The organism is Bacillus zhangzhouensis (assembly GCF_000715205.1).
GTDB classification, from domain to species: domain Bacteria; phylum Bacillota; class Bacilli; order Bacillales; family Bacillaceae; genus Bacillus; species Bacillus zhangzhouensis.
Genome location: NZ_JOTP01000024.1, coordinates 23,283 through 43,916 on the forward strand (window position 1 = coordinate 23,283; position 20,634 = coordinate 43,916).

General features: G+C 42.3%; 22 protein-coding genes, 1 pseudogene, 1 riboswitch and 1 other annotated feature. Of the genes and pseudogenes, 15 read left to right on the forward strand and 8 right to left on the reverse strand.

The genetic code is table 11. From position 1 onward, the window contains the following. Positions 1-9: 9 nt before the first annotated feature. The 6 genes from BA70_RS15485 (at position 10) to BA70_RS15510 (ending at position 5,972) form a co-directional block, all read left to right on the forward strand. Positions 10-957, forward strand: a complete 948-nt coding sequence (locus BA70_RS15485; protein WP_034324091.1) for an alpha/beta hydrolase — start codon at positions 10-12, stop codon at positions 955-957. 211 nt (positions 958-1,168) lie between these two features. Beyond that, a complete protein-coding gene (locus BA70_RS15490) occupies positions 1,169-2,059 on the forward strand; it encodes a helix-turn-helix domain-containing protein (RefSeq protein ID WP_034324094.1) in 891 nt (296 codons plus the stop codon). Between the two features lie 128 nt (positions 2,060-2,187). Next, positions 2,188-2,820, forward strand: coding sequence for a TetR/AcrR family transcriptional regulator (locus BA70_RS15495; RefSeq protein WP_078061744.1), 633 nt, complete (start codon positions 2,188-2,190; stop codon positions 2,818-2,820). Positions 2,821-2,889: 69 nt separating this feature from the next. After that, complete coding sequence (locus BA70_RS15500; RefSeq protein ID WP_034324099.1) at positions 2,890-3,579, forward strand: hypothetical protein; 690 nt, start codon at positions 2,890-2,892, stop codon at positions 3,577-3,579. A 27-nt stretch (positions 3,580-3,606) separates the two neighbouring features. After that, complete coding sequence (locus BA70_RS15505; RefSeq protein ID WP_034324102.1) at positions 3,607-4,365, forward strand: DUF4097 family beta strand repeat-containing protein; 759 nt, start codon at positions 3,607-3,609, stop codon at positions 4,363-4,365. 218 nt (positions 4,366-4,583) lie between these two features. Then, positions 4,584-5,972 carry an amino acid permease gene (locus tag BA70_RS15510; protein ID WP_034324104.1) on the forward strand — a complete coding sequence of 463 codons (1,389 nt, stop codon included), beginning with the start codon at positions 4,584-4,586 and terminating at the stop codon, positions 5,970-5,972. Between the two features lie 45 nt (positions 5,973-6,017). On the opposite strand, the gene BA70_RS15515 is transcribed toward BA70_RS15510, so the two are convergent. The 5 genes and pseudogenes from BA70_RS15515 to BA70_RS20640 form a co-directional block, all read right to left on the reverse strand. Beyond that, positions 6,018-6,899 (reverse strand): glycerophosphodiester phosphodiesterase, encoded by an 882-nt coding sequence (locus BA70_RS15515; protein ID WP_034324107.1) that lies wholly within the window; start codon positions 6,897-6,899, stop codon positions 6,018-6,020. A gap of 92 nt (positions 6,900-6,991) precedes the next feature. After that, positions 6,992-8,326, reverse strand: coding sequence for a glycerol-3-phosphate transporter (gene glpT, locus BA70_RS15520; RefSeq protein ID WP_034324110.1), 1,335 nt, complete (start codon positions 8,324-8,326; stop codon positions 6,992-6,994). A 224-nt stretch (positions 8,327-8,550) separates the two neighbouring features. Beyond that, the gene (locus BA70_RS15530; protein ID WP_034324115.1) at positions 8,551-9,321 is read right to left on the reverse strand and encodes a SurA N-terminal domain-containing protein; all 771 of its coding nucleotides are present in this window, start codon (positions 9,319-9,321) and stop codon (positions 8,551-8,553) included. Positions 9,322-9,472: 151 nt separating this feature from the next. Further along, positions 9,473-10,960 (reverse strand): thioredoxin domain-containing protein, encoded by a 1,488-nt coding sequence (locus tag BA70_RS20890; RefSeq protein WP_338058959.1) that lies wholly within the window; start codon positions 10,958-10,960, stop codon positions 9,473-9,475. Between the two features lie 84 nt (positions 10,961-11,044). Beyond that, positions 11,045-11,536: pseudogene (locus BA70_RS20640) on the reverse strand (thioredoxin domain-containing protein); the annotation flags it as partial. 453 nt (positions 11,537-11,989) lie between these two features. On the opposite strand from BA70_RS20640, the gene BA70_RS15540 reads away from it, so the two are divergent. Continuing rightward, the gene (locus BA70_RS15540; RefSeq protein ID WP_034324119.1) at positions 11,990-12,199 is read left to right on the forward strand and encodes a hypothetical protein; all 210 of its coding nucleotides are present in this window, start codon (positions 11,990-11,992) and stop codon (positions 12,197-12,199) included. Between the two features lie 167 nt (positions 12,200-12,366). Here BA70_RS15540 and BA70_RS15545 read toward each other — a convergent pair whose 3' ends face one another. Further along, positions 12,367-12,753 (reverse strand): hypothetical protein, encoded by a 387-nt coding sequence (locus BA70_RS15545; RefSeq protein ID WP_239646682.1) that lies wholly within the window; start codon positions 12,751-12,753, stop codon positions 12,367-12,369. Positions 12,754-12,936: 183 nt separating this feature from the next. Between BA70_RS15545 and BA70_RS15550 the strand changes: the two genes are divergently transcribed. The 7 genes from BA70_RS15550 (at position 12,937) to BA70_RS15580 (ending at position 17,024) form a co-directional block, all read left to right on the forward strand. Beyond that, on the forward strand, positions 12,937-13,197 hold the full coding sequence (locus tag BA70_RS15550) for a metal-sensitive transcriptional regulator (RefSeq protein WP_003217059.1): 261 nt from the start codon (positions 12,937-12,939) through the stop codon (positions 13,195-13,197). Between the two features lie 126 nt (positions 13,198-13,323). Next, on the forward strand, positions 13,324-13,806 hold the full coding sequence (locus BA70_RS15555; protein ID WP_034324121.1) for a DsrE/DsrF/DrsH-like family protein: 483 nt from the start codon (positions 13,324-13,326) through the stop codon (positions 13,804-13,806). Between the two features lie 14 nt (positions 13,807-13,820). Continuing rightward, complete coding sequence (locus BA70_RS15560) at positions 13,821-14,174, forward strand: rhodanese-like domain-containing protein (RefSeq protein WP_034324124.1); 354 nt, start codon at positions 13,821-13,823, stop codon at positions 14,172-14,174. A 47-nt stretch (positions 14,175-14,221) separates the two neighbouring features. Continuing rightward, a complete protein-coding gene (locus BA70_RS15565) occupies positions 14,222-14,782 on the forward strand; it encodes a sulfurtransferase TusA family protein (protein ID WP_034324127.1) in 561 nt (186 codons plus the stop codon). A 14-nt stretch (positions 14,783-14,796) separates the two neighbouring features. Next, a complete protein-coding gene (locus BA70_RS15570; protein WP_034324129.1) occupies positions 14,797-15,924 on the forward strand; it encodes an MBL fold metallo-hydrolase in 1,128 nt (375 codons plus the stop codon). Between the two features lie 33 nt (positions 15,925-15,957). Next, the gene (locus tag BA70_RS15575) at positions 15,958-16,188 is read left to right on the forward strand and encodes a sulfurtransferase TusA family protein (RefSeq protein WP_034324131.1); all 231 of its coding nucleotides are present in this window, start codon (positions 15,958-15,960) and stop codon (positions 16,186-16,188) included. 59 nt (positions 16,189-16,247) lie between these two features. Continuing rightward, positions 16,248-17,024: a sulfite exporter TauE/SafE family protein gene (locus tag BA70_RS15580; RefSeq protein WP_034324133.1), complete on the forward strand. Its 777-nt coding sequence runs from the start codon at positions 16,248-16,250 to the stop codon at positions 17,022-17,024. Between the two features lie 51 nt (positions 17,025-17,075). Here BA70_RS15580 and BA70_RS20370 read toward each other — a convergent pair whose 3' ends face one another. Further along, on the reverse strand, positions 17,076-17,252 hold the full coding sequence (locus BA70_RS20370) for a hypothetical protein (RefSeq protein ID WP_167331440.1): 177 nt from the start codon (positions 17,250-17,252) through the stop codon (positions 17,076-17,078). Between the two features lie 143 nt (positions 17,253-17,395). Next, complete coding sequence (proS, locus tag BA70_RS15585) at positions 17,396-18,829, reverse strand: proline--tRNA ligase (RefSeq protein ID WP_034324136.1); 1,434 nt, start codon at positions 18,827-18,829, stop codon at positions 17,396-17,398. A 42-nt stretch (positions 18,830-18,871) separates the two neighbouring features. Then, positions 18,872-19,067 (reverse strand) — a binding site (T-box leader). A 158-nt stretch (positions 19,068-19,225) separates the two neighbouring features. Beyond that, positions 19,226-19,325: riboswitch (purine riboswitch) on the forward strand. Positions 19,326-19,402: 77 nt separating this feature from the next. On the opposite strand from proS, the gene BA70_RS15590 reads away from it, so the two are divergent. After that, positions 19,403-20,575, forward strand: coding sequence for an MFS transporter (locus BA70_RS15590; RefSeq protein WP_034324139.1), 1,173 nt, complete (start codon positions 19,403-19,405; stop codon positions 20,573-20,575). The last annotated feature ends 59 nt before the right edge of the window (positions 20,576-20,634 follow it).

Sequence of the window (20,634 nt, forward strand, 5' to 3'; positions counted from 1 at the left end):
AGAAAAACAATGAAAAAATTATTGAGGATGATGCTTATATTCATCATCACCATCATCACTGTACTGGTTGTTTTTCTAGCAAGTGTTTACTTTGTCAATCTATTTAGTAAGGAAAGGGAGAAGGAGAAAATAGAATCTTACGGGCAAATGGTCCCGGTTGATGGTAAAAAGATGAACGTGTTGATTCAAGGCAGTGGAAAAGAAACGGTTGTGCTACTTCCAGGTTATGGGACCGCTTCGCCAGTGCTTGATTTTATGCCGCTTGTAAATGAATTATCGCCATATTACAGAGTCGTAGTGATTGAACCGTTTGGTTATGGATTAAGTGATGATACAGATAAAGTACGTACAAGTCAAAACATTGTGGATGAGATTCATGAATGTTTGCAGAAGCTCAATATTAAAAAATACACGATGATGGGTCATTCGATTTCTGGGATATATGGATTGGAATATGTTAATCAGTATGAAAAAGAAGTCACAGCATTTGTTGGAATTGACAGTAGTGTTCCTAAGCAGGATACAGATGATGAATTGCCAGTCTCCAGCTTACAGCTGCTCGATCAATCAGGTTTTTACAGGTTATTAGTGAAATTGAACCCAGAGCAACTGATTACGCCTAAAGTGGATGACAAAACGAAAGAGCAGATCAAAATGCTGACATTTAAGAACTTCTTGAATGAAAGCCAAGCTAGTGAGGCAGAAAATTTCACGAATAATTTTAAAAGCGCCGAGCGCTTACAATATCCTAAGGAACTTCCTGTTATTTTCTACCTAGCCGATCAAACGGAGGCAGAAACACCTAGCTGGAAGCCAATGCATGAGGATTTGCTGAAAAACTCAAACCATGGAAAAGTAGTTACTTTTAAAGGTGGCCATTATTTGCATCATACGAAATCAAAGGAAATCGCAGATGATTTTAGAGATTTTATGTCTAAAATGAAAAGAGAACATTAAGTTGTTTTCGATCTATAGGTGATAAAGATGGCAAATAATTGATTTTTATATGGCTAACTCATACCACCCGTGAACTTTCTATATTCACTGGGTGGTTTGTTCGCTTGTATAAAGCCATTACTGATGTTTTGTTGATTCCAAATAGACATAAAGCAATTTCGATCAAAACGTACTTGCCAATTTGTTTTATGATCAAGAAGAGGTGAGGGAGATGATGTATAGTCGGGTTACGCAAGAGGTGATTTCCTATTTGGAGTCGCATTTGATGGATGAGCTCCCGCTGAGGCAGGTGCCTGAGAAGGTGGGGTATTCTCATTTTCATTTGCTGCGTGTGTTTAAAAAAGAAACAGGGCTGTCGATGGGGGAATATGTGCGGAAACGAAGGTTAGCTACGGCTGCACAGCTTCTTTTGTATACAGATCAGGGGATATTAGATATCGCTTTTTCGTTACAGTTCCAATCGCAGGAAGCCTTTACGCGTGCTTTTAAGCATCTCTATTCTTTACCTCCTGGAATGTACCGGACATTGATGAGAGATATGCAAATGAAAAAGGAGGAAGTTTCTATGACATTACATGAAGCGGTGCCTGGCTGGGGATTGAGTGGTTCACATCCGAATATGTATGAGATGGGTGTTGATACAGCAGTGTTTCATACTGGGAAGCAAGCAGGTGTTCTATCTTCTAAAGAAGGCGTTCAGGATGGACAGTTTGCAACGATGATGCAAGGGTTCCAAGCAAAAGAATATGTGGGGAAACGGCTCAAGCTCTCTGCTTTCTTAAAATCGGAGGATGCGTCATCTGCAGGGGTTTGGATGCGTGTAGATGATGGAAAAGGAGATATAGTACAGTTTGATAATATGCAGAATCGACCTGTGACAGGTTCTACGGAATGGAATCAATATTCGATTGTATTAGATATCCCTTCTCACAGTGAATCCATTCATTTTGGGGTGCTGCTTGGCGGGCAGGGAAGAGTATGGGCAGACGGTTTTCGATTTGAGGAAGTGGATGAGAAGACACCTACGACCAATATGGTGGAAGCCTCGGCACTGCCAGATACCCCTGTGAATTTACAATTTGAGCTTGAGAAGACCGTGTAAGCGGTCTTTTTTTGTTCTATACAAACCTGTATTGACAGTTTATGATAAAGCATATAAGATACATACCAACGGTTGGTATGTAAAAGGAGGCGTTTCATTTGGCTAGAAATAAATATCCAGAAAAGACAATCCAGCAGATTTTGGACGTGTCGACGAAGTTGTTTCAGGAAAAAGGATTCGAAAAGACGAGTTTGCAGGATATTATCCATGAATTGAATATGTCTAAGGGTGCTATTTATCATCATTTTAAATCGAAGGAAGAAATATTACGTGCCGTGATGGATCGGCAATTTCGTTATGCGACACAGAAGCTTGAGGAGCTGATCGAGCATACGGAGGCAGCTCATGCAAAAGAGAAGCTACAGCTGATTCTAGAGCAGCTTGTGGCAGACCCGCAGTCTCATTCAATTGATGGGATCTTGGTTGACCAGGTCAAAAATCCACAATTTGTGGTTGAAGGGATGAAGGTAGGAGTCAATCATGATGCGCTCAAAATCAAACGAATCATTCTTGAAGGGATTGAAGATGGGTCAATGACGACTGCTTTTCCTGGTGAAGTGGCAGAGGTGTTTATGCTTCTTGTGAATATATGGTTGAATCCAACGCTATTTGCTCGTGATCAACAAGAAACTGTTCAGCGCTTGCTGTTTTTACAACAGATGATGAAAGGACTTGGAGTAGATGTGGTGAGTGATCTATTTATTCAAAAGGTCACAGCGCATTATGCTGGTATTGGAGGGTATGATCAGCCTGGAACATAAGTGGTCAGACAGAGAAGTACTTTTGTTGTTGAAATGCCAAAGACATTCCATATTATAGGAGGGTTCATCATGCTTCATTTAATGAAACTTGAGTTAAGAAAAAGTCATATCAAACAATACATTCGAGCTAGTATGATAGCGAGTATCGTGCTGCTGGTATTGATCTATTTTGTCGCGTTTGTTGCACAGGTAGAACAGGAGACGGGTTTTCAGCAATACAAGAATATTTACTTATTAACGAGCGCAATATGTATGATCTTTTTTTCTATACTAACAGCTAAGATGTATTGGCGAGTTGTGGTCACTGCATGTCGGGAACATCAATCCAGCTCCAATGCAGCCAACCTGAAACCATTACTCTTTTCTAAAATGGTCTTGATGATGTGCTTATCGACGGTGGCTATGTTGTTTAGTATCATTCCCTCATTTGTTGTGTTTGGTTTCACGGAAGCCATCTTACCAATTGTTCATGATACGATGACTGCTGAGTTCTTTTTTACTTTCTTAAAAACCTTCCTTGTGTTTACTTGTTGTGTCAATGGGATTGGTATGATAGCGATGAGAATAGGTTTTATGAAGAAATCTGTTTTCACCACCATCATAACTGCAATCTTATTATGTGCCGTTTTAGGAAACGTGTCGATAGCAAGCTATGGAAATGATCAACTGAATCTCGTTCTATTGGGAGCGATGACCGTGTCTGTCTTCATCGTGATCCTTGAAATGATGAGTAAGATTGGCCGGCTGAAAACGATATGAGTCGTGATGAAAAAAGGAGGGAGACATGTGGAGCATACGGTTCAAATTGAAGAAGCAGTCGTTGAGCTATCACTAGATTGGTTGATAGGGAAAGTTCGTATTCATCAGCATGATCATTCTTATATATTGATTCATCAAATCACAAATAATGCCTTTCCTCGCCGGCATTTACTGCAATATCAAGTAAGGGAAGGAAGGCTCGTGATTCAGGATAGAAGAAAAAGAAAGTTCAGTTTAGGGCTTCACCTTCACAAAACGGATTTGGAGATTTATCTCCCTCAAAAACAAATACAGTCCATGTCTATTCATTGTAAAGGAGCAAATCTTCACTTAGACGGGCTAAGGATGGAGGAAGTCAAGTGTCAATTAACTTCTGGAAAGGCGATGTTCACGGGAGATATCAAGCATCTGCGTTTACAGACTGTTGGTGGACTTATTTCTAGTCAACAGCTCATCACACAAACATTGGAATTGCGCACCACATCGTCAAAAGTGGAGATGGTAGGTGCTTTTTCAGATATTGATCTGCATGCAACAGGTAGAAGGATACAGATTGATTCTATAACTATGCTGCATTCACTCAAATCAACTACAACTGGCGCAGATGTCAAATTGGCAATTCCAGAGAATGATGGATTTTCATGTTACGTAAAGAAAAGATCAGGTGTCTTTCAGAATGACTTCCCTTGTGTTGGCGAGAAGGAGAACAAGGTGCATAAAAATGGACAGAAGACCTTCGAGATCGATATAAGAGGTGGTCAGTTTAGATTAAGTGAAACGCATTGAAGTTATTTTACCCTCTTATTCAATATATCAATATAAAACAATTTGAATCTCTTTTTATGTCAGAATATTTAGTTAATAATGTTTTCCTCAAAAAAACAATTGTTTTTTAAGGGTAGATTTATTATGATAATATACATCAATAGGTTGATGTTTCATAATCAGAATGAAAATTCTGATTTTTTACTTTTTATGCTGTTTGTTGATGAGGGGGAAGAAAAGTGGCTCAAAAGGAATTAAAGAGAGGGTTAAGTGCCCGTCATATTCAAATGATTGCACTTGGCGGAACAATTGGTGTTGGCTTATTTATGGGGTCAGCCAAAGCCATTCAATGGACAGGTCCATCGGTTCTTCTTGCGTATGCAGTGTGTGGCATCTTTATCTTTTTTATTATGCGTGCTATGGGAGAAATGTTATATCTTGAACCGAGTACTGGATCGTTTGCTACATTTGGACATCAATATATTCATCCGCTTGCGGGGTATATGACGGCTTGGAGTAACTGGTTCCAATGGGTCATTGTCGGGATGTCTGAAATTATTGCAGTAGGCGCTTATATGAAATATTGGTTTCCAGAATTACCGGCGTGGATTCCAGGATTAATTGCGATGATCATTTTAGGCGCGGCCAACTTGATTTCGGTTAAGTCGTTCGGTGAGTTTGAATTTTGGTTTGCGATGATCAAGATTGTGACGATTATCTTGATGATTATTGCAGGTCTAGGCATTATTTTCTTTGGATTTGGAAATGGCGGAACAGCAATTGGTTTGTCTAATCTTTGGGCGCATGGAGGGTTCTTTACAGGTGGGTTTAGTGGATTCTTGTTTGCGTTGTCTCTTGTCATTGCTGCCTATCAAGGCGTAGAGCTCATTGGGATTACAGCAGGTGAGGCGCAAAATCCGCAAAAGACACTGACAAATGCGATCAAAAGTATCATCTGGCGTATTTTGATTTTCTATATCGGTGCGATCTTTGTCATTGTGACTGTGTATCCTTGGGATCAGCTGAATACCCTTGGCAGTCCATTTGTGGCGACGTTTGCGAAAATTGGAATTACAGCGGCAGCTGGTATTATTAACTTCGTTGTGATTACAGCAGCTATGTCTGGCTGTAACAGTGGTATTTTCAGTGCGGGACGTATGCTTTATACATTAGGTGTGAATGGACAGGCACCAGCTTTCTTTACAAAAATCTCAAAGAACGGTGTACCGTATTTTGGGACATTCGCTGTACTGATCGGTCTAGCGGTAGGAGTTGTCCTGAATTATGTTGCTCCGCCAAACATTTTCGTCTATGTGTATAGTGCGAGTGTACTTCCTGGTATGGTGCCTTGGTTTGTGATTTTAATTAGTCATATTGGCTTCAGAAGGGCAAAGGGGTCAGCGCTTGATCAGCACCCATTCAAGATGCCGCTTGCGCCACTATCTAACTATCTAACAATCGGTTTCTTACTGATGGTTCTTGTGTTTATGTTCTTTAATCAGGATACGCGCATTTCTCTTATTGTGGGAATTGTGTTCTTGATTGTAGTGACGCTTAGCTTTTTTGTATTTGGGATTGGAAAACGAAAACCGATTGAAACAGCTTCAACTGATCAAACGGTGAAATAATAGAAAGCCTTGCGGAATGAACGAACCGCAAGGCTTTTTTGTTGTTTACAGCGAGGATTTTACACGCTGAAAGACATCTGGAAAGTTGGTGAAAAGGCCGGTGACGCCATATTGCAGAAGACGGGTCATGTCTGCTTCGTTGTTTACTGTATATGGATGAAGAAGGAGCCCGTGGCTTCTGACCTGCTGCACATTCTCAAGAGTTAATGCTCTAAAATTCGGTCCGATACCCACTGCGTAAGATTTGATGAAATCGAGCTGATCATCTGTGATGGACGTCATTTGGGCTCTGTCTAATAGCTGTACTTTTGGAAGGCGTGGAGCTAGTTTCTGTAGTTTTAGCAGGCTGTCTTGACTAAAGGATTGGATGATGACTTGCCCTTTTCTAGTATGTTTTCCGAGAAGGTGATGTTTCTTTAAGGTGGCCAATAGCTTTTCTTCCATTTGCGGATAAAGGTCCGGTTTTTTTGTTTCAATATAATAATTCTCTCGTTTGCCGAAATAGCGCAACACCTCATCTAATGTGAGTACCTGCTGTCCAATATAGTTGGCATTTTGTTTGTCGGGGTTGGCTTCGTTAAACCAAGCGCCGGCATCGAGCTGTTTGATTTCGGCAAGTGTGAGGTCTTTGACCCAGCCTGTTCCGTTTGTGGTCCGGTCAACCGTTTCATCGTGCATGACGATGAGATGTCCATCCTTTGTCATTTGAAGGTCGAGTTCGAGGTAATCCGCATTCATCTTTGTGGCGAGCTTGTAGGAAGCCAGGGTATGCTCTGGTGCATACCCTGATGCTCCGCGATGTGCAACGGTTAGGATACGATCTGGAGATAAAAGATGTTCATGTGCCGATACGGTGGTCGGCATCCACGCAAAAGACAGTAAAGCAAAAGAGAGCAACACGAAAGCAAGTAATCTACTTTTCTTCATATTTTATCCTCCTTCTACGGTAACTGCCTTCATCATAAGAAATAGATGTAAAGAGCATGTTGGGGGGATATGAATCTTTTATGTGATTTTCATTAAGCCTGCTCTACGCGCTTCCCTGTATTCCATGTCATTGCCAGGAAGACAATCGCAAGCACGCAAGAACCAACCAGTAAAATAAAGCCTCCTGTCCAGTCATAGTGATCCACGACTACGCCCATCATGGCATTGGCAAAGGCAGAGCCGCCAATATAGCCGAAGAAGCCTGTGAGCCCAGCAGCAGTGCCAGCCGCTTTTTTAGGGGCGAGATCAATGGCTTGAAGTCCAATGAGCATGACAGGCCCGTAAATCAAAAAGCCGATGCTGATGAGGGCAATGTTATCGACCATTGGATTGCCAGCAGGATTTAACCAGTACACGAGAACAGCAATTAAAACCCCAACCATAAAGAGGACGCCTGCTGGTGCACGGCGACTTCTAAAGAAGCGGTCACTGATCCACCCGCACAATAATGTACCGGGAATGCCCGCATATTCATAAAGAAAATAAGACCAGCGTGAATGCTCTGGTGAAAACCCTTTTGCTTCTGTTAAGTAGGTCGGCGCCCAGTCAACGACACCGTAACGGACGAAGTACACAAATACGTTGGCAATAGCGATATACCAAAGGAATTTATTGTTGAGTACATATTTAAATAAAATCTCTTTCACTGTTAATTCTTTTTCTTGATCCTCATATTTCTGTGCCGGATAGTCATTTCGATATTCCTCGATTGGCGGAAGCCCAGCGGATTGCGGGGTGTCCCTTACGAGAAGAATGATCACGAAAGAAACGATAATGGCAATGATGGCAGGGAAGAAAAAGATACTTTTCCAAGTCGCAAACAGCACAATTCCTAATGTAATGAGCGGTGCAAGAATACCCCCACCGATATTGTGAGCGACGTTCCAAATGGACATTTTCGTGCCTCGCTCACTGATTGAAAACCAATGGGCCATCGTACGTCCGCATGGAGGCCACCCCATTCCTTGGAACCAGCCGTTTAAAAACATGAATAAAAACATGATCCATACACTGGATGTGACCCATGGAAACGAGACAAATAGGATATTGATAATGGCTGATAAAAAGAGTCCGGTGGCTAAAAAATATCTTGGATTACAGCGATCCGAAATCATCCCCATGATGAATTTACTAAAGCCATAAGCGATGGATACGGCTGCGAGCACAAAGCCTAATTCACTTTTTGTGAACCCCTCTTCCTGTAAATAAGGAATGGCAAAGGCAAAATTTTTGCGCAGCAAATAGTAGCCTGCATACCCGATAAAGATCCCTAAAAAGACTTGCAGCCGCAGCCGTTTATAGGTCTCGTCTGTTTTGGCATCATCGAGCCTGTCGATATGCGGAGCTGGTTTAAACCATTTGAACATAAAGATCCTCCTTTTGTAGATATCCGATTGACTGAAGCAAAAGTACGAGATATGCCGTCGATCTTGTACCTTTTCAGAGACAAAAGAATTGATAACGCTTTCTTTTGTACTCCCATCATATCGGATGAAGGAGATGTTTATGATGAGGCTTTTGTCATTATTTTGGAAAAATGTTCATCCAGTCATGAAAAAAATCCGCACAATGGCGGATTTTTTCATATCGGTTAAATGGACACATGAACTTTCGCAGATTTCTTTAGTTTTTCAATTTCTTTTTGTACTTCTTTCTGCTTTTCTTGAGATTCTAGCTGTTTTTTAATTTGTGATTTGATTTCTTTGTATTCTGGTGCTTTTTGCTTTTGTTTTTTCATTTGATCTGCGTATTGGTCATAGTACGCTTTGACGTCTTTTTCAGAGACGGAGGCTGATTTGATTTCTTTGTCGACATATTGGCTGTATTTGATGCTGTCGGCAATGTCACTTTTTAACTGATCTATTGTGAGTCCGCTCTTTTTGAGTGCTTCTTCGAATTGAGCATTGTCTTTAAATTGTTTCTTTTCTTCTTTTAGCTGCTTATCTACTTCTTTGTCAGAGGCTTTGAAGCCCTTCTTCTCAGCATCTTGCAGGATGAGCTCTTGACCTACGAGCGCATCAATGGTTTGTTTCTTGACTTCTTTTGCACCTTCTTTAGATGTTGGGTCTTGCCCTGCTTGCTGAAGCTGCCCTTGAATGGTGGATAAGGCGCTATTGTATTCACTGCCTGTGATTTTGTCTTGGTTGACGGTCGCAACGACCTTTTTGTCATCGATTTTTTGTGCATCTAATTTCTTTTGCATGTCTTCCATTTGCTTTTGCTGCTCTTTTTGATCAGCCTGTGTTGTTTCCTTGTTTTTGGCTGAATCATTCTGCTTATCCTGTTTTGCATCATTTGATGAGCAAGCTGCAAGCCCAACAGATAGCAGACAAGCGATGAGTGTATATGATACCTTTTTCATCATTTTCTCTCCCTTCGGTATGAGAACATCTAGTGCGCATTCTAACCGTTTTAGAGGAAAAATAAAACCGTATAGACGAATTGTTAGCGGATTGACATTTTTTTTATCTGTTTGTCCTCATTTTGACTTCTCGCAGTCATCATATGACAGCTCAAAATTGGAATAATTGTTCCATTGCCTCGTCGATATTCGTGATAGGCTGGCGGCAGCTGTAGTTTTCACAAATATACACGGTCGTCTTGCCGTCGATTGCTTTGTAATCTTTTGCAAATGGTGCGAGCTGTGCTAGGTCCTGCCCTGTTTCAGCGGTTAATATGATATCAAATGGCATGAATCGTTTCTGAAGTGCCTGTAAAAGCCGCTCTTTTTGCGGGTCGCCCTTTTTTCCGAGAATGATGATTTCTCGTTTGGCGGCATATTGACTCAAGAGCCCTTGTAGAAACGCTGTGTGCCCGCTTGGATAGGAAGAGACATCGACATAAAAGGCTTTGAACATTTGCTCTAATGTGTCCAGCAAATCCTGACGTCCGGTCAGTCTGCTTAGCATGAGAAGCTGATTGAGTGCGGTGCTGTTACCAGAAGGCATGGCGCCGTCGTATACTTCTTTTTCTCGAACGATGAGCGCTTCCGCATCTGATCCTGAGAAGAAAAAGCCCCCTTTTTCCTTATCCCAAAACAGCTCAAACATGTTCTCGGCAATGGCTGTCGCTTTTTCCAGCCATTCTAATTCAAAGGTCGCTTCGTATAAAGATAAATAGGCTGAAAGCATGTGTGCATAATCCTCGATAAAGCCTAGGTGCTTCACGTCCCCTTCTCTGTAGCGGACCATGAGTCGTTCATTTTGGACGAGGTGTGTTTCTAGAAAAGACATCGCCTGCTTCGCCATGCTGATGGCTTCCTCTGCATCAAATACCCTTCCTGCTTTGGCAAGTGCAGAGATCATCAATGCATTCCAGGATGTGAGCACCTTGTCATCGACAAGTGGTGCCGGACGCTGCTGTCTCACGGATTGTAAGATGTGCTGAGCGGATTGCAGCTTGGACTGAAGGGTTTTGTCGTCTATCGAAAACGATGCTTTGATGTCATCAAATGAGGTTGAAATCGTATGAGGAATGTTCCACCCTTCAAAATTCCCCTCTTCTGTGATGTGATAGACCGCGCAGAATAAAGCGCCAAGGTCCTCGCCTAAATGGGTCATGATCTCATCTTTAGACCAGACGTAAAATTGCCCTTCTTTCCCTTCAGAATCTGCATCTATCGCCGAATAAAAGGAGCCGCCCGGATTCATCATATCTCGTTTCATAAATTGGATAAGGTGGTGGACAAGCTTTTCATACTCAGGTTGTTGAGTGAGCTGATAGGCTTCCGTGTATGCTTCCATCAGCAAGGCGTTATCATACAGCATCTTTTCGAAATGCGGCACAAGCCATTTTTCATCCGTCGAATAACGAGAAAAGCCTGAACCAATATGGTCATATATACCGCCATTTGCCATACCATCTAATGTTTTCGTGACCGCATATAACGCATTCTCCTGCCCAGTCCATTCATAATAGCGCATAAGGAACGAGAGCATATGAGGTGCAGGAAATTTTGGCGCAGAGCCGAATCCGCCATACAGCGTATCAAAGCTGCTCATGAGCTGGTAATAGGCTTTGTGGATGGATTCTTGAGACAGCGTGTTTTCTGTCTGACCTGCTGCTTTGATCCGCAGGTTATTCGTCGCCTTCTCTGCCAATGATTCAATATGATCTCGGTCGTTGTGATACGCATCCAGCAATTGCGTCAATGCATCAATGAAGCCCGGACGGCCGTAAGCACTTCTTTTCGGAAAATAAGTCCCCGCATAAAAAGGCTTTTGATCAGGCGTGACAAACACGTTGAGCGGCCAGCCGCCTTGCCCCGTCATCATCTGGCAAACGGACATATACATGGAATCAATATCGGGACGCTCCTCACGATCGACTTTAATCGAAATGAAATGCTCATTTAGGATATCGGCGACTTCTTGGTCTTCGAAGCTTTCATGGGCCATGACGTGGCACCAGTGACAAGTGGCATAGCCGATGCTGACAAGCACAGGTTTATTTTCACGTTTGGCTTTGTCGAAGGCTTCTTGCCCCCACGTGTACCAGTGAACTGGGTTGTGGGCATGCTGAAGGAGGTATGGTGATTTTTCAGTGATGAGTGGGTTGGGTGTTTGGTTGTTTGGCATGGGTCACCTGCTTTTACATCATTAGTTTAATTTCATCTTAAATTTCTTAAGGAGTAGAGACTAAGTCATTATTTGAGTGTATCATTTTGTTAAAATATAGGTTTTTCTTTATATTTGCAAACTGAATAAACACCCTACAATTTTAAAATTCGAAGGAGTTCTAATGTCTAAAAAAATAATGAGACGGTTATCACTACTATGCTTTGTAATAGGTGTTCTACTATGGAGCCCTAATTTGATATTTGGATATGGAATCGGATTATGGTTATTGAATTATCTATTAGGTCCAGTTGGTATTATATTAAGTATTTATAGTAGAAATTATCTTTATACTTTTTTAAACTTACTCACCACATTTAGCTTCTTTATCTTCATGTTTCTTGGGTATCACTGATTTAAAACGTGACGTCAATTCACCTATCTAATACTAAATAATAAGAAAGGAGAGATAAAATGGACTATGTTTATCAGAAAAAGGAAAAGAAAAACGGTAATTGTGTCATATCCGTTCGAGATAGATGGGAGAATTCAATTATTGAATTTAAAAAAAAGCAACATCACATTGATATAGTGGTTAATTACCGTAATGATAAGACAACAAAGTATTCAATACCAATAGAGATTTTTGAAAAAGTTTACGATGATCTACACAGAGATAATTGAAGGCCTAAACTTTTCAACGCCTCATTGATGTTCCATTTCAATTCTCCTCTACTTCTTCACCAGCACATATTGTAAGTTTTCTAATTCAAACATATCGATCAGTTCATCGATCTCTTTAAAATCGATATGTGTCCCAAATCGTTTTTTGCTTAGGTCAATTTCTACAACTAATTGATCGTCTTTATCTTTCGTTTCAGACCGTCTACACAAGAGTAGATTTCAATGGTTTCTCCTTTGGACAGCTCTGTTTCAATGAAAAGGAAAAGAGGACGGAGAGAATGAATGATGCCTAAATCATAAACAAAAGGATGCATAAATTTGTCTCTTACTGCTTCATAGACTGGATCTACATAAGCAATGTGAATGCCAGCAAAGTCCTCTTCTGTTTCGAATATTTCTATCAAAGGCTCTTCTTTTTGATAGATTTTGGTCTTTTTTCGATTTCTATCAAACGTTCTGATATTGAGTTCAGAGAGCGGTTTATAGGTAGGTTTTTGACCAAAGGTACCAAGCGGCAGCTCTTTATTGGCACCAATATAGTGATGTAAGGTCATATGTGTGTCCTCTTTTCATGAACTAATTTCTCGTTCGTTGATTAATTTCTTTTTATCAATAAATGGTGGAATATGCAATTCTTTTCACGTACGATCTATCCTTTCTCTATAAAAAGAAGGGCAAGTCGTTTGACTAAATACCTCTTAGGGTATACTATCTGTCATAGAAAGGAGTGTTTAAACGTGGAATATAATCAACAGATGAAGAACCGTCTTCGTCGAATTGAAGGGCAGATCAAGGGTGTCCTTGCGATGATGGAGCAAGGAAAGGATTGCCGTGAAGTGGTGACGCAGCTGTCTGCATCCCGCAATGCCATTGATCGGGCGATGGGTGTCATTGTGAGTACAAACCTTGAGCAATGTGTCCGAGAAAGTCTTGAACAAGGCAAGGATACGGAGGGTCTTGTGAAAGAAGCGGTTGAGCTATTGGTGAAAAGCCGATAAGAAATTCTTCAGCCTTTGGAGGTTGACGAATTTTTTTACTTGTTATAATATACCCTTACCGGTATGTGTATATATTTTTTGGATTATAATATACCCCTATGGGTAATGTGAATAAGGAGGAGCATGATGGAAGAACAGAAGAAACGGACGACAATTGTGTTATTTAGTGGAGATTATGATAAAGCGATGGCTGCTTACATTATTGCAAATGGCGCAGCAGCCTATGATCATGAGGTGACGATTTTTCATACCTTTTGGGGACTGAATGCCTTGCGTCAGGATGACATGGTGCCAATGAAGAAAGGCTTTTTAGAAAAAATGTTTGGCAAGATGATGCCGCGCGGCGCTGATCGAATGGGTCTGTCAAAGATGAATTTTGCAGGGATGGGACCGAAGATGATCAAGCATGTCATTAAAAAGCACAACGCCATGACCTTGCCACAGCTCATTGATATGGCGAAGGAACAGGGTATCAATCTCGTGGCATGTACGATGACGATGGACCTTTTAGGGTTACAGGAGAAAGAATTATTAGCTGACATTCAATATGCCGGTGTGGCTGCGTATTTAGCAGAGGCTGAAATTGGGAATGTGAATTTATTTATCTAGTGAGGTGATAAAACATGATTCAAACGTTTTTGCTCATCATCGTCATCGGCTTGCTTGTGAGCCGTTTTCTTCCCGTACGGGGTGTGAAACAAATCGATGCAGCCAATATGAAACCGAAACTGAATAGTAAACATCAACAGCTCATTGATGTACGATCTCCTGTAGAATTTCAAACAAACCATATCAAAGGATTTCAAAACATCCCCTTACCTCAGCTAAAAGAACAAGCTCATCAGCTAGCGAAAAACCATGAGGTCTATGTGATATGCCAAAGCGGAATGAGAAGTATGCAGGCGGCGAAAATATTGAAGAAGCAAGGCTTTACCCATATTACAAATATCAAGGGTGGTATGAATGCTTGGCAATAAATGTGGGTGAAAATATACCCCTACCCCTATATAAAGGAGGAAACACGATGCAGCAACCAACTGCGATTCTAGATGCAAAAGGGCTGGCATGCCCGATGCCAATTGTAAAAACGAAAAAGCAAATGAACGAGCTCTTGCCAGGTGATGTGCTCGAAGTTCAAGCAACCGATAAAGGGTCAGCAGCGGATCTAGCGGCTTGGTCAAAAAGCGCTGGTCACGAATTTTTAGGAACAAAAGTAGAAGGACAGGTGCTCCATCATTTGATCCGAAAGGGCGGAGCGAAAGAGAAAGAAGGGGAGTCAATGATTTCGGAAATGTCTTTGGAGATTTTTCAACAGAAGGTAAAAGAAGATTCATCTTTGTTTATTTTAGATGTACGAGAGCTGGATGAATACGAGGCGGGTCATATTCCAGGAGCTGTCCACATCCCTCTTGGTGAGGTTGAACAACGTGCGGAAGAATTGAGCCGGGATACGGTCATTCACCTCATCTGTCATTCAGGTAGAAGAAGTGAATTAGCTGCGCAAAAGTTAAAAGAAAAAGGATTTCATCAATTGATGAATATAGTGCCAGGTATGAATAGCTGGACAGGAGCGATTGAAAAATAGGAGCTGAATGAGACATGACTGTAAAGGCAATGACGACAGAGCAGTTAACGAAAAAGGTCATCAACAAAGAGCCTCTCTTTTTGTTAGATGTACGAAATGAGGCAGATGCTCAGGACTGGAAGATTGAAGGGGAAGCGATTGAATATGTCAATGTGCCTTACTTTGATCTGTTTGAGGGCATAGAGGATATTTTACACAAAATACCGAGTGACCGAGAAGTGCTGGTTGTTTGTGCGAAAGAGGGCTCATCTATCATGGTGGCGGAAATGCTGTCAGAAGCGGGCAGGCCTGCCCATTATTTACAGGGCGGCATGAAGGCGTGGAGTGAGCATCTAGAGCCAGTGAAGATAGGGGATTTAAGCGGCGGTGGAGAGTTGTATCAATTTGTGCGGATGGGCAAAGGCTGCCTGTCCTATATGATCATATCAAATGGAGAAGCCGCAATTGTAGATGCAGCTAGAATGACGGATGTCTATATCCATTTTGCTAAAAAGCACGATGTCACTGTGACGCATGTGCTCGATACTCATCTTCATGCAGATCATATTTCTGGTGGGAAAAAACTGGCTGAACAGACTGGTGCCAACTACTGGCTACCACCAAAAGATGCAGAAGAGGTGACCTTTGAATATAAACGGCTTGAAGATGGACAGCGGATGACAATTGGAGCGGCTTCCATTGACATTCACCCCCTTTACTCGCCGGGGCATACGATTGGTTCAACATCTTTTATCGTGGATCATCAATATCTTCTTTCAGGTGATATTTTGTTCGTTGATTCTATTGGAAGACCTGATCTCGCTGGAATGGCGGAGGACTGGGTAGGTGATTTGAGAGAAACACTCTATGACCGATATAGAGCACTTTCGAAAGAATTCATTGTTTTGCCAGCGCATTTCATGATCATGGATGAAGTCAATGAAGACGGAAGCGTTTGGAAGGAGCTAGGCGTTCTATTTGAAGAAAATCATGGACTGAATATTGAAGATGAAGACGTATTTAGACAAATGGTCACGAAGAATCTGCCTGCACAGCCAAACGCCTATCAAGACATTCGTAAAGCCAATATGGGGAAGCTGAGCCCAGACGATGAAGAGCAGCGAGAAATGGAAATTGGTCCAAACCGTTGTGCGATTCGGTAATGTTCAATAAAATAGGAAAAGAGGAACGATCAAATGATATCAGATCAACTGTTAGACGTAACGGGGCTTGCGTGCCCAATGCCGATTATTCGAACGAAGAAAAAAATGAACGACTTGGCGGAAGGTCAAGTGTTAGAAATACATGCAACAGATAAAGGGGCTAAAGCGGACTTGGCGGCATGGGCAAAGTCAAGCGGACATGAATTGATCACGCAGGCGGAAGAAGGGAATGTACTGAAGTTCTGGGTGAGAAAAGGGTCCTAAAGGATGTAGGGGGTATCTGCTAAAGATCCCCTTTTCCTTTTGCAAAGGAGGAGACCAGCGTGGATTTTGCGTTTTTAATTACACTTTTTATCATCGGATGTATTGGTTCCTTCTTATCAGGAATGGTGGGGATCGGGGGATCTGTGATCAACTATCCCATGCTGCTTTATATCCCGCCTCTTGTTGGTGTGATGGCAATGTCAGCACACGAGGTATCGGGGATTGGCGCCATTCAAGTGCTCTTTTCGACGCTCGGTGGCGTGCTGGCGTATCGGAAAAGTGGATTTTTACATCGCTCGTTGATTTTATATATGGGAAGCAGTATATTGGCAGGTAGCTTATTAGGTAGTTATGTATCACACTTCATGCCGGAGAAAGGGATGAATCTCGTCTATGGGTTGCTCGCCATTGTAGCCGTTATCCTCATGCTGATTCCGAAAAAAGGGCAGCGTGCAGATGCAGAGGGAGAAGTGACTTTTCATAAAGGGCTGGCCGCTGGTATTGCCTTTGTGATCGGTAGTGTTTCAGGGGTTTTAGGCGCAGGAGGAGCATTTATCTTGGTGCCGGTGATGCTGTCTATTTTAAAAATTCCTGTACGGATGACCATTGCGTCGTCACTTGCGATTACGTTTCTTTCTGCCATCGGTGCGTCTGCTGGAAAGGTATTGACGGGTCAAGTCATGCTCCTTCCTGCTGTTGTGTTAATGGCGGCAAGTTTGATTGCCGCTCCGATTGGTGCCAAGGTCGGTCAGAAAATCAATGCCGTCTACTTGCAATGGCTACTTGCCGTGATGATTACAGCGACAGCGATCAAAATTTGGCTGGATCTATTTTGAAGAAAAGACCAACAGAGAAAGTAGCAGCTGCTTCACACGTGTTGGTCTTTTTTATTTGACGTCATCGTGCTCGATATACGTTTCAAGTGCTGGGTGGTACTCTTTTTGATAATGAAGGTTGGGGCATGTTTTCACGACTTTGCCTTGCAGGGCATTGGACTTAGAGACTTCTAATGCTGTTTTACATTTTGGGCAACGTTCTGCAAATAGTGAGGGCCAGCGCTTCATGTATCACCACTCCAGTTAAAGTCTTAAAAACCGATTATATTAATATGAATTATAGGGGATTGTGTAGGTGAGGTCAATGGGTGTTTGGGTCTTTTTAACAAAAAAGAAGCATCGCCAAGGATGCTTCTCTTTCGTCCATATTATTAGTAGGCTTTCGCCCAGAACACCATATCAGATGCAGACTTGCCGCAGCACACACATGTGTCAGAAACGGTTTCCTGTTCGAATGGGATACAGCGTGAAGTTGCCCCTGTTTTTTCTTTGATGTCGTTTTCACAGGCTTCATCACCGCACCACATCGCTTTGATCAATCTGTTTTCTTCCGCAAGGATTTGCTCGATGTCTGCGATTGTGTAGGCGTGGGATGTTTTTTCATGTAATCGTTCTTTTGCCTTTTGGTACATCGTCTGCTGAATGTCTTCAAGGGTGGCTGTGATGGTCTGTTCAAGTGCATCTAATGTGACGGCTTGCTTTTCACCTGTGTCTCGTCTTGCGAGCATCACCTGTCCTTTTTCCATATCCTTTGGTCCAACTTCTACACGTAAAGGAATGCCCTGCATTTCACATTCGTTGAATTTCCAGCCTGGCTGTTTATCACTTGCATCGATGTCAGCACGTGCGATGCGGGCGAGTCGATCTTTCAATTCATAGGCATGGTCTAGCACACCTTCTTTGTGAGAAGCGATTGGCACAATACGTACTTGGGTTGGCGCAATGTTTGGCGGGAGGACAAGTCCTCTGTCATCGCCATGTACCATGATCATGGCGCCGATGATTCTTGTCGTGAAGCCCCAAGAGGTTTGCTGGACATGCTCCAGTTTCCCTTTGCGGTTTAAGAATTCAATGCCAAAAGCCTTTGCAAATCCGTTACCGAAGAAATGAGAAGTGGCGGTTTGCAATGCCTTTCCATCATGCATCAAGCTTTCGACCGTATAGGTGAAACGGGCGCCGGCGAATTTTTCCTTCTCTGTTTTTCTCCCTTTGATGACAGGGATCGCAAGGAGCTCTTCGCAAAGAGAAGCGTAGATGTGGAGCATTCTTTCTGTTTCTTCAATCGCCTCTTGCTCAGTCTCATGGCATGTGTGCCCTTCCTGCCATAGGAATTCAAGGGTTCTAAGGAATGGACGTGTTGTCTTTTCCCAGCGGACGACATTGGCCCATTGGTTATACAGCTTTGGTAAATCGCGGTAGGAGTGAATAATGTTCTTGTAATGCTCAGCGAACAGCACTTCAGAGGTTGGTCTGACGCAGAGTCTTTCTTGTAATACTGATTCACCGCCATGAGTCACCCATGCCACTTCAGGAGCGAAGCCTTCGATATGATCTTTTTCTTGTTGCAGCAGGCTTTCTGGGATAAAGAGAGGCATATAGACATTCTCATGACCCGTTTCTTTAATTTGATGGTCAAGTTCGTCGCGAATGTTTTCCCAGATTTTAAAGCCGTATGGCTGGATAATCATACTGCCTCTAACGCTTGAGTAATCGACGAGCCGCGCCTTTGTGACAACATCTGTATACCACTGGGCAAAGTCGTCTTCCATGCTTGTAATGTTCTCCACAAATTGTTTCTTTGACATCGCATTTTCCTCCTTTTAAAAAACAAAAAAGCTGTGCTTTAAGTTAGGGACCATTCCTGGTGGTACCACCCTAATTTAAAGCACAGCTTTACACTCAATCATGATAACGGTTTGAACCGCTGTATGAAACAGAACTAAATCGGCAGGTTCACTTGAAGATGTCAGTAGGAACTTCTCAGCACCGTTCCCTCTCTGTTAAAGATCGATTCAAGCTACTATTCCAGATCTACGTTGATTATTGTTCGTTGATTTTTCATCAGTTTACCTGTAAATGGGGGAGAAAGCAAGTTGTTCTGCAGGTTCGTTTCTTACCTTTGTGGGTCTTTTGCTTTAAGCTCCAATTGGCAGGAATTTTCTATTTTTACAGCTTGCTAGTTATGTAAGGCTATGCTAATATATTTGAAGAAAAAATAGACTTGTATAACCTCAATAATATGGTTTGAGGGTTTCTACCAGGATCCGATAAATCCTGATTACAAAAGCGCGCTTTCCTTTTTTGTAATCAGGGTTTTTTTGTTTGTCTACACCCTGTATCAAAAGTGAAAGCGATGATATACAGAAGGGATGTTAGACATGAACTGGAGAGTATATTTATTAGCCGTTTCTACTTTTGCGGTTGGATTAGTTGAGCTTGTGGTTGGGGGCATTTTGCCAAGCCTTGCAGAGGATCTGGATGTTTCTCTTGCGACAGCTGGACAGCTTATCACGGTATTTGCGATTGTGTATGCGATATCAGCACCAGTGCTGCTGACCGTCACAGCCAAAATCGAACGAAAGCGTCTTTATTTAATAGCGTTATTGGTGTTCACAATAGGAAATGTGTTTACTTATTTTAGTTCGACCTTTGCTCTTGTCATGATGTCAAGGGTGTTCATTGCGATGAGTACAGCGCTTGTGGTGGTGTTATCACTGACGATTACCGCCAAATTGGTGGAACCAGCGCATCGAGCGAAAGCATTAGGCCTGATTTTTATTGGCATTAGTTCATCACTTGTTCTCGGTGTACCGATCGGTATCTTTATTACAGAGAGCTTTGGCTGGAGAGTGATGTTTTTAGGAATCAGTATTCTATCGGCCATATCCATGGTGCTGATCTATTTTCTATTGGAAAAAATGCCTGTTGAAAAAGTCACACCTCTTAGAGAGCAAATTCGTTCTTTAGGGCATCCGAAAATCTTTAGTGCACACTTGATTAGCTTGTTTATGCTTGCGGGCCATTATATGCTCTATTCTTATTTCACCCCATTTCTAATGGAAGTTCTGCATATGACACCGTTTTGGATTAGCATTTGTTATTTGGTATTCGGGCTTGCGTCTATTGGCGGAAATGGTTTTGGCGGCTGGCTTAGTGACAAACTGGGTTCAGGGAAAGCCATTTTGTTTGTGACAATAGCGTTTGCGATTGTCATGTTTATCCTTCCGTATACAGCGGGTGTGTTTGTGCTCTTTATGGTGATGGTTGTCCTGTGGGGAGCGCTCAGCTGGGCACTGACGCCTGCCTTGCAGAGCTATTTGATTCAAACAGATCCTGTAACCTCTGATATTCAGCAAAGTTTAAATACATCGGCTTTGCAAATTGGCATCTCGATCGGATCAGCAGTTGGCGGTGTCGTGTTTACAATGACCGGTTCATCCGTTGATTTGGCTAAATTCGGTGCTGTGTTTGTGCTGATTGCCTTTAGCTGTGCGGTGATTTCGTTGAAAAGACCGCCTCTTTATATGGATCGTCAGAATCATGCTGAATAGCTGCCTATGATTAGGCAGCTTCAGCGTGTAGACAAACCCTCGCATTATTTGTCAGTCAT

Bases quoted from the DNA above. Each gene is read 5' to 3' on its own strand.
- proS (WP_034324136.1), bottom strand. From the start codon at position 18,829: ATGTCAAAGAAACAATTTGTGGAGAACATTACAAGCATGGAAGACGAC.
- BA70_RS15540 (WP_034324119.1), top strand. From the start codon at position 11,990: ATGGACTATGTTTATCAGAAAAAGGAAAAGAAAAACGGTAATTGTGTC.
- BA70_RS15565 (WP_034324127.1), top strand. From the start codon at position 14,222: ATGCAGCAACCAACTGCGATTCTAGATGCAAAAGGGCTGGCATGCCCG.
- BA70_RS15545 (WP_239646682.1), bottom strand. From the start codon at position 12,753: ATGACCTTACATCACTATATTGGTGCCAATAAAGAGCTGCCGCTTGGT.
- glpT (WP_034324110.1), bottom strand. From the start codon at position 8,326: ATGTTCAAATGGTTTAAACCAGCTCCGCATATCGACAGGCTCGATGAT.
- BA70_RS15570 (WP_034324129.1), top strand. From the start codon at position 14,797: ATGACTGTAAAGGCAATGACGACAGAGCAGTTAACGAAAAAGGTCATC.
- BA70_RS15555 (WP_034324121.1), top strand. From the start codon at position 13,324: ATGGAAGAACAGAAGAAACGGACGACAATTGTGTTATTTAGTGGAGAT.
- BA70_RS15490 (WP_034324094.1), top strand. From the start codon at position 1,169: ATGATGTATAGTCGGGTTACGCAAGAGGTGATTTCCTATTTGGAGTCG.
- BA70_RS15575 (WP_034324131.1), top strand. From the start codon at position 15,958: ATGATATCAGATCAACTGTTAGACGTAACGGGGCTTGCGTGCCCAATG.
- BA70_RS15515 (WP_034324107.1), bottom strand. From the start codon at position 6,899: ATGAAGAAAAGTAGATTACTTGCTTTCGTGTTGCTCTCTTTTGCTTTA.
- BA70_RS15560 (WP_034324124.1), top strand. From the start codon at position 13,821: ATGATTCAAACGTTTTTGCTCATCATCGTCATCGGCTTGCTTGTGAGC.
- BA70_RS15485 (WP_034324091.1), top strand. From the start codon at position 10: ATGAAAAAATTATTGAGGATGATGCTTATATTCATCATCACCATCATC.
- BA70_RS15530 (WP_034324115.1), bottom strand. From the start codon at position 9,321: ATGAAAAAGGTATCATATACACTCATCGCTTGTCTGCTATCTGTTGGG.
- BA70_RS15590 (WP_034324139.1), top strand. From the start codon at position 19,403: ATGAACTGGAGAGTATATTTATTAGCCGTTTCTACTTTTGCGGTTGGA.
- BA70_RS20890 (WP_338058959.1), bottom strand. From the start codon at position 10,960: ATGAGCAGCTTTGATACGCTGTATGGCGGATTCGGCTCTGCGCCAAAA.
- BA70_RS15500 (WP_034324099.1), top strand. From the start codon at position 2,890: ATGCTTCATTTAATGAAACTTGAGTTAAGAAAAAGTCATATCAAACAA.
- BA70_RS20370 (WP_167331440.1), bottom strand. From the start codon at position 17,252: ATGAAGCGCTGGCCCTCACTATTTGCAGAACGTTGCCCAAAATGTAAA.